The sequence below is a fragment of the Pseudoalteromonas sp. MMG006 genome (assembly GCF_018101025.1).
Taxonomy (GTDB): Bacteria; Pseudomonadota; Gammaproteobacteria; order Enterobacterales; family Alteromonadaceae; genus Pseudoalteromonas.
Genome location: NZ_JAGJEJ010000025.1, coordinates 17,170 through 30,315, shown reverse-complemented (window position 1 = coordinate 30,315; position 13,146 = coordinate 17,170). Strand labels below are relative to the sequence as shown.

Here is a 13,146-nt window from a genome sequence, read left to right as displayed (position 1 = left end):
GTACAACAACAATGTCAGGTATCCGACATTTTGTAAATTAAACAAATGCAGAAATTATTTTACCCGGCTCATGCTCACCTTTCATATCCGTTTGCTCGCGCCCTTTTTGATACTCTTGCTCAAGCATTTGTTGTAGCTCCTCAATTTTATCAGCAATTGCGCTAGGGTCTGCGCCTTCACTTTGCTGCTCTTTAATAAGCTCTTCTATTGTCGCTTTTAGCTCGTCTATTTTGTTTTTGTTTACACCTAAGCGCTTATAAACCAGCGCTTCTTGGGCACTTTCTAAAAAAGTTGGTTCTTTAGGAGCTGAGGTAATGCCTTTAATATCTTTTGTTTTTTCGTTCGGGAGGGCATTAGTTGCCGCAACTTCGCTTAGTCCTACCGCTTTATTTACTGCAGGGGAGTTATAGTTACTATATTGATTTTTAAAGGTTATTGTAGTCATTAGCTCAAATCCATTGTTGCGTTACATTATCTGTAGCAATTTTGGTTCCAACTAAATAAAAAAGTCTCTATTTAAGCTTGTGTAGCACGCGCCTGTAACTTTTGTTTATCTAAAACAGTTATGCGCTGATAGCCTAAACTTATTGCTTTAAGGCTGACTAGGTGCTGCAAAATTTGATTAATAGTTTGACGTGTTAGGTAGGTCATATCAGCAAGTTGCTGCTGAGATAAAACAAGTGGTGTTAAGTGCTCTGCATGTTCACTTAACATTAAAAGTCGGTTACATACTTTTTGTTCAGCGCTTAACAGGGCATGATCTTCCATGGAGGTAAACATGACTCTCAGTTTTTGCGCTAGTAATAACCCAAAATCTTGCCAATATTTGGGTTGCTCATTTAAAAGTTGTCCAATGCAGCGCTGTGGTACAAAAAATAACGTTACATTAGTTTGTGCGTGTACGTCGTGAGTCCGTAAGCCGCCATCAAATAACGTTAATTCACCAAACCAAAGTGACGAATCGATAAAGCTAAGCACAGCTTCTTTACCCTCACTACTTACGCCACTCACTCTAACTACACCAGAGAGTAAAGCATACAGCCCATCGTGCTGATCGCCGCGTAAAAACAAAGACTGCTGAGCATTAAGCGACAGTGTTTTACCTTGCGTGAGTAAAAAACTTTTTAAATAAGGGCTACGGTTTTTAAACCATTCGCCTTGTTCAATTATACGTTGTTGCTCGGGGCTCATCATTTATTGCATTTGCTGATTAAAAGGTTGTAGTTCTTTAACTAGGTTTTTTGGTAATTGTAAGTCTGTGGCCACTATAAAATCGTTATAGGGTTCGTTCCCAGAAAATAGCTCCGCTATTAGTGCCTGGTCCTTAAATACATTAACCGATACCCCACTCCCCATACCGCCAGAGTTTATAATGTAATAATGGTACGGCCCATTATTAAAAAACAAAATACTTTCTCCAACTCGACCAACTTGACGATAATAGCTACCAAAAGGAGCATCTATACTCGCCTTTTTTTCAAGTCCTATGTCGTCAATTCGCCCAAAGCGATAACTCAGTGCAGAGCCATCTTTGGCAAGACATACAGAAAGTACATTTTCGGTAGGCTCTAAAGTGTACGCTTTATCTTTGCTAGGATTACGCATTACTTTTTGCATTTTAGCGTTTATGTAAGCCGTTTCGTTAGTTTTGCAATGAGTGGCAAGTAAGCCTAAAACAATTGCTGGCTCGTTCACTTTTGCAGCTGGGATTTTTGATTGTGAGTTGTTTGAAGAAGGTTTTATTATATGGTCAAGTTGTGCTTTGTTATGCGAAGAGGTTTGGTTATCGCAACCAAACAAAAATATAAGCACAAAAGAGTAAAAACTCGCTAAAAAAGATATGCGCATAAGAAAGTCCATGTAAAAAATCAGTCTTTAACATAGCGATAAAATAAAGTGCTCGCAATACCCTAATTCATATAACCACTATAAATCTATAAGTAGACCATCTTCTGCAAAAATTACTTTACTTTTTAATGCTTTATTTAACGATTTATTAAAACGTTGCTGATTTTTTAATGATCGATTCTTAAAATGCGAAGTTACAGTAATACGGGGCTCAACTATTTATAAATGGCTTTACTCGCTTACCTAAAAAACGAAGCTACTTAGCTGTTAGCTTTTCATGTGGGCTTAAAAAAAACATCTTTTTCCAACCTTGGCTTTGCGTTGTAAAAAGCCACGGCATAGGCAAAAGCGATAATATAGAATAATGCACATGGGGCTGTTTTCCTGCAGCGTTACCGGTATCACCCAATGAGCCAATTTGACTGTTTATGCTAACTACATCCCCTGCACTTACATTGTAGTCATTTAAATGTGCAAAATAATGCACGCGCCATTTAGGTCCAAGTACCGCAACTACCTTACCACCTCGATTTAACTCACCTGCAAATATTACAATACCGTTTGTTGAGGCAACAACGGGCGTGTTTTTAGTGCCAAAAATATCAATGCCTTTATGCACACCCGACTTACCCCACGGCTCATACCAAAACGTGCTGTGGTTCCAATCTTTGCCTGTAGCGCCTTTTACTGGAATCATAATTTTTTCAGGTATTAATAAACCGACTATTAATAAAATAATGATTGCGGCCAAAACCCACTTAAGTACTTTCAAAGCTTTATCCTTAATATTAATAGTCGTTAATTTAAATTATTAACCATAATACATGAACGCATTGTGAGTCGTATTTACGGTGCATTGTTTGAGTGAAATACCCGACTAACATGCACTAGACTTATCAACTTTAAAACAGGTTTTATAAGCAATTGCGCACTGCCAGCTATAAATAACCATGTTCCACTTTCTACTAATGAGTCATTTAAAAAGAAAAAACTACCAATTAAAAACCACACTGCAATCAAAAAATCGTTAAATGCTCCCAGCGCTTCATAACGACGTTGGATGGTAATATGCTCTTGCCCTAAGTCTAAATTAAGCTGATTTCTGCTATCCATCAATACTGCTCACTTTTTTTACTGTGTAATTAAAAAACTATTTTTACAAAAATATAGGCTTATCTGCACAATACAATAGCAAATTGCACATAATAAAAAACGCTGTCTGAAATATCAGGCAGCGTTTTGATTTGTATAGGCTGTATAATCTAAGGCTAAGCATAACTTTTAAATTTAATAAATCGTTTATTTTTTCTCTTTTTCTAAACGCTTTTTAAGACTTAAAGCGGCATCAGCAGCGAGTAAACGCATAAATTCAGAACCGTTGCTTTGCTCGCCTTGCCCTGTACCACCAATAACAATTTCAGGTACTAGGCGGCTATTGCCTAAACTTGTAAATAAAGCAGTTTGAATTTTAACTTCAGCTTTTAATGTTTCGTCAAAAACGTATTTAGGATCAAGCGCTGCCGACTTAGCACGTAAACGTGCCTCAGCTAACACATCCATACCAAGTGCTTCTAAACGTTGTTGCTTTAATATCTCTTCTTGCTCTTTTGCAAGCTCCGCTTTTACAGCCACTCGTTGCTGCGCTGAAATAATCGCATTTGCTTTAATACGCTCAGCATCAATTTGCTCTTTAATTTTTAGCTTTTCAGATTCAGCTCGTTGCTTAGCAATGGCTTGCTCACCTAGTGCAACCTCTGTACGCGCTTGTTGCTCTGCTTTTTTAAGGTTTTGACGCGCAAGCGCTTCATCTGCTGCCGCTTGTTTTTGCGCCTCTAGGCGAGCGTTTACTTTACTTTCGTAGTCAATATCAATAATGCTCGCATCAACGACTGTAATACCGTATGCGCCCAAAATAGGTGCGTTACGCAGTGCATTGCCTTCGCTGTCTTTTTTAATATTAATAGTAACGCGTTGCTGTTTACTCAAATTACTTAAATCGTCAGTTTTATCACGCTCACCAGTACTAATAATTTGCTCAGTCACAAAAATACCGTTTGTTAGCTGATCAGAAAAATCTTGGCTTAATTGGCCATTACCACCTGAGTAATGTTGCTCTACCGACATCATACGTGCAGACGCTTTAACATTTTCAGTTGTAGCACGCATTAGTAGATTAGAAATTAGGGTTTCTTGCGAGCCAAATTCTTCGTGTATTTTAAGTAAACCACGTAATGCGCCAGACTCACTAGCTGGCACATTGCCCGGTAATCTAAAACGCGATACACCACGGGCACCACCGGTTGTTGTATCTAAAAAGCGAATAGGAATTAACGGTACAATCGCGCTTGCTGTTGCACTACTATCACCAGTAAAGTTAATAGAAATTACTTTTTTATAGGCCGAGGTAGTACCAAATGCTTTTAAATAAGGGCCAGCCTGATTTATCACCGTTAAATTACCAGTAAATGCTGATTGGTGTACTAATCGCTCATCTGCTTCGTTCCACGATATAACCTGCGATGTAAGCGTGGCAATAACCGCTAATACAACAACAATTGACGACACCACAATGACATTACGGCGGCCAAAACGGCTCATAAACGACTCATTTTTTTCTGCTGGGATTGCTTTTTCGTTATCCATTGTTACTACTCTCCATGTTTAATTTTTTCTTAACAAAGTAAATAATTTCTTGCTCGCTTAAATGCGCACAAAAACTACCTGAGCGATGCAATTCAATAAATGTTGCAAGGATCTCTTCTTTGCCTTTAATTGTTTTATGCTCGTCTGCTTGGGCTTGGTTTTTATCAGTAAGTTGAGTAATAAGATCATCCACAATGGTATCTTTATCAAATAACACATTGTATTCTTTTGTTTTTCTTACTCGGCTTGTGCGTACATTGCTATAAATGACATAAATAGCTAAACACAAAATAATAACCAATGTACTCAACCCAACAATATAAAAAATCATAATTCCTACTTATATTTAGTTGAATAATCACCTTAATCACAAGTGTAAATTTTTTCACAAATGTTAATGCGTGATTTTACAGAATAACCGTCTAAAAAACAGGTAAAAAATAAAACATTAGCCAATCGCTAAATACTAAATCTATCTAAATAAGAGTCTAGGTATGAAGTTTTTTGCAAGCGAGGGTCCGCAAACAATGATGAACTTTTATATCGTGCACAAAAAAGCCCCTGCAGGTTACACCTTACAGGGGCTTTTTTGAAACTTGCGCTAGCTAAAACTTATTATAAAGAAAGCTCTTCTTTAGCGCGAGTTAAGTTATGCGTTACCATTGAATTGTCAGAAACCTGTACTGCTTCGTATAAATCGGCAAGTGCTGCTGTATCGTTATGCGCTTTTAATCGTGCAACACCACGGTTGCTTAACGCGTAAGATGTAAGCTGGCGTACTTTAAATTTAGGGCCTTCAGCATCTTTTAAAAGTGCGATAGCTTTTGTACAAATTTCTTCAGCTTGAGCGTAATTTTTAGATTTAACGTTAAGTGCGCAGCTATTGAATGACTCTTCAAGTGGCAATGGCGCAGTAGCGGTTTTGATAACCATTAGTTTGTAGTCACTTGAATCAGCCATTACAGCTGCTGAGCAAGTTAGTAATGAGCCAAGAGCGATGGTTTTTAAAAGTGTACGTTTCATGGTTTGTCTTTCCTAATTAAGTTAGTCGTACTTGTTGCCGACAACTGAACTTTAGAGTATTAGCTCAACAGCGACAAACGAGAAAAACAAACGTAATAAGTGAATAAAATTAACCTATAGACTTTAGTCTAATACGTGAGCTGATTTGTTATAAAATCGAGTAACAATTAGCCCTTATTAGCAACTGATTTCTAAACAAAATTTAAGTAATGCCAGTAAAACACGCTATTTTTTGCAACATGAGCTGTATAAATAAAATACAGCTTATTTATTTAAGTTTACTTACGAATACTTTTAGCAACTTTGCCAACACTTAAACCCTGGATCAAAATAGAAAACACCACCACAGCATAAGTTAAGGTAAGTAAAATATTTCGCTCTGCTCCATCTGGAAGTTGCAAAACAAGCGCCACCGAAATACCGCCGCGTAAACCTCCCCACGTTAATACCTTCCACGCACCAGAGGGCAACGCTAATTGCTTATTAAAAGTGGTGGTTGTTATACCCACAACAATTAAGCGTGCTAATAAAGCAATTAATATGGTTAACACAGCAGCGACTAATAAATTGCCCGAATAGGCAATCATTACAACTTCAAGCCCAATTAAAACAAATAAAATGGCATTTAAAATTTCGTCAATCAGCTCCCAAAATAAATCAACGTAATGACGAGTTTTATCACTCATGGCTAAATTACGGCCATGGTTACCTACCATTAATCCCATCATAACCATCGCAAGTGGGCCTGATAGGTGCCAATGGCTTGCCAGCGCATAACCACCAATAACACCTGCAAGCGTAAGTAATACCTCTTCTTGATAGCTGTCTATGCTTTTAAGTAAGTAATATAAAATGCCGCCAAGTGTTAATCCAAAAATAATTCCACCACCCGCTTCAACAGCCAAAGTATGGGCTACAGAATAGGTTGTAGGAATATCACCACTAGATAAAATACCCAGTAATAAAACAAATACCACCACCCCTATTCCGTCATTAAATAACGACTCACCCGCTATCACAGTTTCGATACTTTTAGGCGCCCCCGCTGAGCGTAAAATACCCATAACAGCTATCGGATCGGTTGGCGAAATTAACGCGCCAAATAATAAACACCAAATAAACGATAAATCAAAGCCAAGTAATGGCAGTAATAAATAAAGCGCACCAGCAATAATAACGGTAGATACAAGCGTACCCACACATGCCAAAATACCAATCGGTAATTTATAACGCCTTAAATCGCTTACATTTACATGCAGCGCCCCGGCAAATAGCAACATAGAAAGCATGCCATCAAGTAAAACCTCCGTAAAATTCAGCTGATCGAGTAAGCTCACCTCATAATCTATCAGATCATCAAACCCTAAAAAGCCCAAAAATATCGCGGTAATAGAAACCAGCATAGAAATAGCCATCACACCAATTGTGGTTGGCAAACCAATAAACCGATGATTCACATAGGTAAGTAAGGCAGTAATCGATAAAAATATCGCGCTAATTTCAAATATAGTTAAGCTACTCGTGGGTTCCATTTTTATTAATCCGTATAACATTAGTTTACTGTTTTGTTAGGCCGCATACGCTTGTTGTAAAAACGCAAAAAAGCCATGTTAGGAGCTAACCTAACATGGCTTTTTTGTACCGTCGCTTAATTAAAATGTTTTATAAAACACTTTATGAGCAATCTTTTATAAAGAAAGCTCTTCTTTAGCGCGAGTTAAATTGTGCGATACCATCGTGCTATTAGACATTTGGTTAGCTTCGTATAAGTCGGCTATTGCTGCGGTTTCGTTATTCGATTTTAAACGCGCTACACCACGATTGCTTAAAGCGTAAGAAGTAAGCTGGCGTACTTTAAATTTAGGGCCATCAGCATTTTTTAAAAGTGCGATTGCTTTTGTACAAATTTCTTCAGCTTGAGCGTAATTTTTAGACTTAACATTAAGTGCACAGCTATTAAATGATTGCTCAAGTGGCTGTGGCGCCGTTGCAGTTTTGATAACCATTAATTTGTAATCACTTTGATCAGCCATTGCAGCAGCTGAACAAGTAAGTAGTGAGCTAAGAGCGATAGTTTTGATAAAGGTTTTCATGGTCATAATCCTGTTGGTTAAGTCGTGCTTGTTGCCGACAATTGAACTTTAGAGAATTACCATAAAAACGACAAACGATTAAAACAAACCTAATGAGTGAATAAATCTAATCTATAGACTTTAGTCTAATGCCAAACTACTAATTTACGGGAATTGGTATTTAAACAATTAGTAACCAAATCCACACCTTATTGAGTACGTTCAAGCAACTTAACTAATTGGGCTATAACCATTTCTGGCTCATCATTTTGCGGGTAGTGATAGCTCTTATTTGTTACAACTATTTCACCTTGAGGAAATGCATTAGCCCATTTGGAGTGTAAGTCGCCCCACATTTCACGCGCTTTGTCGGTAAAAAATAATACAGATGGCTTTTTGTACTTTTTAACTGAGGCAATTACTGTCACGGGTATGTCAGCAATTTTGGATAATCAGGTAGCGGGCGTTTTGCCCAAAATCTAAATACTGATTCGGCATTACATTTACCATATCGTCGAGCTTTATTGCTGCAATTTCTTTTTCAGCGCGTGGCAAATCAATCGCGCATAATATCTACATCGTGCTCTTATATGCAAAAATCGATTTAATATAGCTAAAAATTTAGCCTCAAATCAACGCGCCAACACCTTACAAAAAATAAACAACTATATAACATTGAGGCTTGTTTTTATACAGGTACGTAGCTATGAAATTTTTAACTTCAACAACTATTTCTTTATTGTTCGCATTGCCATTTTTGGCATCTGCTGCTGGTGATAAAAAAGTAAAATGTGAAACAACAACAAATCAATTAGAATACTATTACGGATTAGCAAGTTGTAGTACATTTGATGGTCATTTTTTGAGTGAATATGTTTCTAAAAGTTATAGCCAATGGTATACAATAATTCAGGACAAATATGATAATGGTTCATGGAAAAACTACCGTTGTAGTAGTAACTTGCCTAATTCTGCATACGAAACAATATCAGATGAATCCTGTCAATATACTCCAAAAGCAAGTATCAACCGACATTATGTAGAAGAAAGTTACGATAGCAGAACAGATACCACATACTATGCTGCGGGGGTTATTGTTGCTCAATTTACGTTTAGCGATAGAGATGGCGAGGTTCAAAAAGTAGAGAAATGGGTAAATGGATAAAGTACAACCAAAAGTCATGTTGATATTACATCAGCCTCTGAAGTTAAATTAAAAGTAACTGATAACGATGGCAATGTAACAGAAACATCAACTACAGTTTACCCGCCAATAATGCAAACATGCTCTCGCGGAGGACAGCTCATATTATGTGAGGGTAATTTTTAATTATTGTCTTTAACGTTTCCTCTGGTCATTACTGATACGTAAAGCCTGAGCTTGAGTCAGGCTTTACGTTATTTTAATATTTTCCAGTATGGTTTAAAAAAATTGTACCCACTGTTCATAAATCATCACTGGTTTTGTGGTTCTACTCATTATTTTCTACCTTCGTCAATATAGTTTATCCTATCTTATAAACCAGCAATATTCTGTATAATCTAATTTATCTAGCACATTCATTATATAACCACTCTAACATAGGCATAATTCAATCTCGTACGATAAATCCAAAAAAACAAATAACACAAAAAAGCTCGTATTAGGCGCTAACCTAATATAGGCTTTTTTACTCTCGCTATCTATATCATGCTTTTAATAAGCATTTTATAAAAAGACCTTATAGAGATAATTCTTCTTTAGCACGAGATAAGTTGTGCGATACCATTGTGCTGTTAAATAATTTTGATGCTTCGTATAAATCAGCAAGGGCAGCAGTGTCATTATGCGCTTTTAAACGTGCAACACCACGGTTGCTTAATGCGAATGACGTAAGTTGGCGAACTTTAAATTTAGGGCCATCTGCGTCTTTTAAAAGTGCGATTTATCTAGTACAAATTGCTTCAGCTTGTGCATAATTTTTTGACTTAACATTCAGTGCGCAGTTGTTAAATGATTGCTCAAGTGGCTGTGTCGCAGTTTCAATAACCATTAATTTGTAATCACTTTGATCAGCCATTGCAGCAGCTGAACAAGTAATCAATTCATAGCAAGTACATTAAATATAATTAGTAAACACCAACTAATTTAACTCCCTTATCAATCGCAAACCTATAAACTCCCTCGCCCATATGCCATAATCTAAATAATTCATTATTTTAGTAACTTGGCGCGCATTTAGGCGTTTTTAAGTTAACTACTCAGGGTTTCAGCATGGCATATCAAGAGCAAAATCAAGCAACTATTTACTGGCACGATTATAATCAAATAAACCCAAAACACTAATTTTAAACAACTTTAAATTCAACTAAAAATAATTTATACACATATTTATACACACAAAAAAGCCTGCGCGTGGCAGGCATGTTTTATTTTTCAAATTTTAGGCGGCAGATAAATAGAGCTCCTTAAGATCACTATGAATACGCATTAATAATGCATCCAATTCACACTTATCTAAATCATAGCCTCTGGATTCGTCCATAATCAAACGTAGCCTAGTATTAATTTCAAATAATGAACTTCGTACTTTGTCTGCAAGATCTATATATTTCTCATTCATCAAACTTCTCCTATAAAAACTTTATTCTATGTAGCTTTTAAAATCGCGTAGTTTTCAATTTAATAACCCTTCCAGGTTAATAATGGTTACATTAACTCTATATTTTTGAACCCTAGCGAGTCTGTTCAAAAGTGAACAACTCAAAGATGAAGCAAATAAAAAAAGCTTCAGAAAAAGTACCACCTCACAAATAACACTGTAAAAGCAATTGCCTATACTTTTATCCTGTTATGGGTGAAAGTGCATTATTGAGTGAATCTGCGCTTGTTTTATACCCATTAAAATCGGATTTTTCTGGCGTCGCACCAGCGCCTGCGTGGGTATGATTAGCTAGAGTCTGATTCATGTTGCTTACTACATTTATTAAATCAAGCAGGACTTGCGCTACGTTTACTGAACTATCTCCAAGCCACACTGTTTTGCCCTCTACCTTTGCTACCTCGGAAGCTTTAGCGTGGAGGGTTTTTAGTGTGGTTAGGTTCATGTTTTCGGTGGCTTCAATATCTACCTGCTTTTTACTGCCTAGCAATAACCCTTCAAGTGCAATTATTAAGGCTTTTTCGCCGACCACGGTTTTTAATGCGCCCATGACTTCGTTGATTTGATTACCATCTATTTTTGCAATGTCGTGGCTGTCTATGCTGCATGTGCGTTGGTGATAGTTTTGTTCGCTTTTGCGTGCTGCTGTTTTGCTCGTGTCGCTGGTTTGGGTTATGTCGCCGTCGGTTGTGGTGTGCCAGTTGCCGTCGCGGCCTTGTATTTTGCTGCGGCTGTTTTGCTGTAGCGTAACATCGGTGCGTTTGTGCTCGGGCACTAAGCTTTGCCATGGTAATAAGCTGGTGATGACGGGATGGCTGTTTAGGCCATCGATGTACTGTATTAAACATTGCATGCCTGGCATCGGTTCGTTCAACAAACCATGATCGGATGCTTGCCCTGTGCCGAGTGTTACTTGCTGAAATACGGGCACGGCTAATGGCTCATTTGTGAGCGGGTTTAATAGCTGTACGTCGGCCGCTTTTAGTGGCCTAAACGCGGTGCTGATTGCTGCGGCGTCACTTGGTAGGTCGTATATTTTTTCGATACGTGCAAGTTGCGGCAGGTGTTTACGCTCGTTTAACTCTGGGAAGTAGCGCTGTATTAGGCGTTTAATGGCTTGTTTGACCATCGTATGTGCATCCTGTCGTTGATTAGGGTTGTTTCGGTTATGTGCCGGCCGTTTATTTGTATGCCTGGTCTTAATTTTGGGATGGCTATTAGCTCGCCGGTGGTTGAGCTTTTGGCTGCTATTGTGTGCTCTGGAAAGTCGTTTATTGCTGCGAGTGGCCAGCGCGAGTCATGCCAGCTGCCGACAAATATTTTACCATCGGGGCGTTGCTGAAATATAAAATCGCTAATGCCCCACACTTTACCTATTTGCCTTAGTGCTTCAATACCTGTGCCGTTATGGTAAAACGCGGGTATCGTTTTATTTAAATAACCGGCGTTATTTGGTGTCACAAATTCAACACCGAGCTTTGCCAATTCATCAAGCACCGCTTTGATTGTTGCATGGCGAACTGCAAGGGGGGCAGTGAAACTTAATGCGCCGAGTAATTCGCGACAAGTTAAATACCAACGGCCGTTTGCCTGGTGTTTTGATTCGATAACGCCGAGAAAATACGGGACCATATTATCTAGTGTGTAACCTAAATGCAGTTCGACTAATCCGCTTGGCACTTCCTCTGTCACTATTTCAAACTTTGCACGACCAGTGCTGGCTATATCAAGTTGTACACTTTTAGTAACGATGCTCGTTACTGGTTTACCCCCAATTGTTAGCGTATCAGATAGGCGAGTACTCATGGCCCCTCCACTGCTGCAAATTTACTTTGTACATCGTTATTTGAAGTGACTGCTTGCGACTGTGCATTTTGGTTTGCTGTACCATCAAGCTGTTGTTGCTCACGCTCTGATACGGATTGTACTTCAATAAGTTTAAAGCTGATTTGCCATGCACGCTTTTCTTCAAGTTCTACAGCTTTTACCTCGCCATCAAATTTGGCTTTACGTATTTTATAAGCCTCTGCCAATGCATTATTAATTGTGTAAATAATACGGGCGCCGTTTTCATCAAGTGCTTTCGCTTTGCTAATAAGTAATGCTAAAGTCCCCTCTTCATTAAGCGGTATTTTAGTGCTCACAGTTAACATGCCAGGCTTAACACCTTGATCGCTAATGAGCGCAAAACTTCCCATGCCTGACATATCGCCGCCGGCTAATTTTATACCAGCATTGACCCGCGTTTCATACCCGGGGATATTCCAGCCATCTAACGATATGCTCATAACACCTCTTTAATATGATTAAGCTCGCTTGGTTCGCCAACAAACAAACACATCGCCCAATAGTTATGCTCATTGCCTTTGCTAGCAACTGAGTCGGCTAGCTGCTTTGCTGTGCCTGCTGTTATTAATTGCATATCGACCCCGCTACTTTGAGCAGTAAATTGCGCCTGATTTAGTCGCTCGTCGCGTGCTGTTTTTAGCTCAACGGTTTGAGTCAATGCATCGTCAATGGTGTTTATTAATTGCTTGCCACTGTCGTTTACAGTAGCAATTTCGTCCGCTATTTGTTGCTCACGTATTGGCGTTAAGTTTTGCAATGTGTTTATTTGCCATTCGATACTTTGGCCGTCATAGGTTACGAGCTGAGTTTGCTCTAGTGCACTTTGACTTTGGCCGTATTGAGCACAGCTAATAAACTCAGGTATTGGGCAATATTCGTTTATCATGCTGAGCTTGCTAGCCAGTGCGGCAGGGTCATTTGCGCTAACAGATAAGAGCAGCGCGCTATATTGTGCTGGCTTATCTGTGCGTGAGCCGTCTTTTATTGCCGATGCAAGTAACTGCGCGCCCGCTTGCATTGAGCAAGGGGCGGCTGTTTGGTGATAAGAAAGCGCTAGGTTATGCATTGCT

The 13,146-nt window shown here is 38.6% G+C and carries 16 protein-coding genes and 2 pseudogenes; 1 reads left to right on the top strand and 17 read right to left on the bottom strand.

The features are described 5' to 3' along the window. Nucleotides 1-37: 37 nt before the first annotated feature. The 11 genes and pseudogenes from J8L73_RS17480 to J8L73_RS17430 form a co-directional block, all read right to left on the bottom strand. Nucleotides 38-445 (bottom strand): hypothetical protein, encoded by a 408-nt coding sequence (locus J8L73_RS17480; protein WP_211018988.1) that lies wholly within the window; start codon nucleotides 443-445, stop codon nucleotides 38-40. A 71-nt stretch (nucleotides 446-516) separates the two neighbouring features. Further along, a complete protein-coding gene (locus J8L73_RS17475; RefSeq protein ID WP_211019013.1) occupies nucleotides 517-1,191 on the bottom strand; it encodes a Crp/Fnr family transcriptional regulator in 675 nt (224 codons plus the stop codon). Between the two features lie 3 nt (nucleotides 1,192-1,194). Then, nucleotides 1,195-1,848 carry a hypothetical protein gene (locus J8L73_RS17470; protein ID WP_247659702.1) on the bottom strand — a complete coding sequence of 218 codons (654 nt, stop codon included), beginning with the start codon at nucleotides 1,846-1,848 and terminating at the stop codon, nucleotides 1,195-1,197. 256 nt (nucleotides 1,849-2,104) lie between these two features. After that, entirely contained in the window at nucleotides 2,105-2,620 is a 516-nt protein-coding gene (locus tag J8L73_RS17465; protein WP_210999575.1) for a M23 family metallopeptidase, read from the bottom strand. A 74-nt stretch (nucleotides 2,621-2,694) separates the two neighbouring features. Further along, entirely contained in the window at nucleotides 2,695-2,961 is a 267-nt protein-coding gene (locus tag J8L73_RS17460; RefSeq protein ID WP_210999576.1) for a YrhK family protein, read from the bottom strand. A 186-nt stretch (nucleotides 2,962-3,147) separates the two neighbouring features. Continuing rightward, on the bottom strand, nucleotides 3,148-4,491 hold the full coding sequence (locus J8L73_RS17455; RefSeq protein WP_210999577.1) for an SPFH domain-containing protein: 1,344 nt from the start codon (nucleotides 4,489-4,491) through the stop codon (nucleotides 3,148-3,150). Next, entirely contained in the window at nucleotides 4,484-4,822 is a 339-nt protein-coding gene (locus J8L73_RS17450; RefSeq protein WP_058548935.1) for a hypothetical protein, read from the bottom strand. Before J8L73_RS17450 ends, J8L73_RS17455 begins: the two co-directional genes overlap by 8 nt. A gap of 284 nt (nucleotides 4,823-5,106) precedes the next feature. Next, nucleotides 5,107-5,514, bottom strand: coding sequence for a hypothetical protein (locus tag J8L73_RS17445; RefSeq protein ID WP_211018984.1), 408 nt, complete (start codon nucleotides 5,512-5,514; stop codon nucleotides 5,107-5,109). A gap of 278 nt (nucleotides 5,515-5,792) precedes the next feature. Next, the gene (locus J8L73_RS17440; protein WP_211018982.1) at nucleotides 5,793-7,046 is read right to left on the bottom strand and encodes a sodium:proton antiporter; all 1,254 of its coding nucleotides are present in this window, start codon (nucleotides 7,044-7,046) and stop codon (nucleotides 5,793-5,795) included. A gap of 156 nt (nucleotides 7,047-7,202) precedes the next feature. Further along, the gene (locus tag J8L73_RS17435; protein WP_210999580.1) at nucleotides 7,203-7,607 is read right to left on the bottom strand and encodes a hypothetical protein; all 405 of its coding nucleotides are present in this window, start codon (nucleotides 7,605-7,607) and stop codon (nucleotides 7,203-7,205) included. A 188-nt stretch (nucleotides 7,608-7,795) separates the two neighbouring features. Further along, nucleotides 7,796-8,165 (bottom strand): annotated as a pseudogene (locus J8L73_RS17430) (alpha/beta hydrolase); the annotation flags it as partial. A gap of 127 nt (nucleotides 8,166-8,292) precedes the next feature. On the opposite strand from J8L73_RS17430, the gene J8L73_RS17425 reads away from it, so the two are divergent. After that, the gene (locus J8L73_RS17425; RefSeq protein ID WP_211018980.1) at nucleotides 8,293-8,751 is read left to right on the top strand and encodes a hypothetical protein; all 459 of its coding nucleotides are present in this window, start codon (nucleotides 8,293-8,295) and stop codon (nucleotides 8,749-8,751) included. 556 nt (nucleotides 8,752-9,307) lie between these two features. Here the strand turns inward: J8L73_RS17425 and J8L73_RS17420 are convergent. From J8L73_RS17420 to J8L73_RS17395, 6 genes and pseudogenes are all read right to left on the bottom strand, one after another. Further along, nucleotides 9,308-9,646: pseudogene (locus J8L73_RS17420) on the bottom strand (hypothetical protein). Between the two features lie 363 nt (nucleotides 9,647-10,009). Next, the gene (locus J8L73_RS17415) at nucleotides 10,010-10,189 is read right to left on the bottom strand and encodes a hypothetical protein (RefSeq protein WP_149614040.1); all 180 of its coding nucleotides are present in this window, start codon (nucleotides 10,187-10,189) and stop codon (nucleotides 10,010-10,012) included. Nucleotides 10,190-10,409: 220 nt separating this feature from the next. Then, the gene (locus J8L73_RS17410) at nucleotides 10,410-11,357 is read right to left on the bottom strand and encodes a hypothetical protein (RefSeq protein ID WP_211018978.1); all 948 of its coding nucleotides are present in this window, start codon (nucleotides 11,355-11,357) and stop codon (nucleotides 10,410-10,412) included. Beyond that, nucleotides 11,330-12,034, bottom strand: a complete 705-nt coding sequence (locus tag J8L73_RS17405) for a hypothetical protein (protein WP_211018976.1) — start codon at nucleotides 12,032-12,034, stop codon at nucleotides 11,330-11,332. The genes J8L73_RS17410 and J8L73_RS17405 overlap by 28 nt, the downstream gene beginning before the upstream one ends. Next, nucleotides 12,031-12,516, bottom strand: coding sequence for a hypothetical protein (locus J8L73_RS17400; protein ID WP_149614043.1), 486 nt, complete (start codon nucleotides 12,514-12,516; stop codon nucleotides 12,031-12,033). The genes J8L73_RS17405 and J8L73_RS17400 overlap by 4 nt, the downstream gene beginning before the upstream one ends. Beyond that, on the bottom strand, nucleotides 12,513-13,142 hold the full coding sequence (locus J8L73_RS17395) for a hypothetical protein (protein WP_211018975.1): 630 nt from the start codon (nucleotides 13,140-13,142) through the stop codon (nucleotides 12,513-12,515). Before J8L73_RS17395 ends, J8L73_RS17400 begins: the two co-directional genes overlap by 4 nt. Between the last annotated feature and the right edge of the window lie 4 nt (nucleotides 13,143-13,146).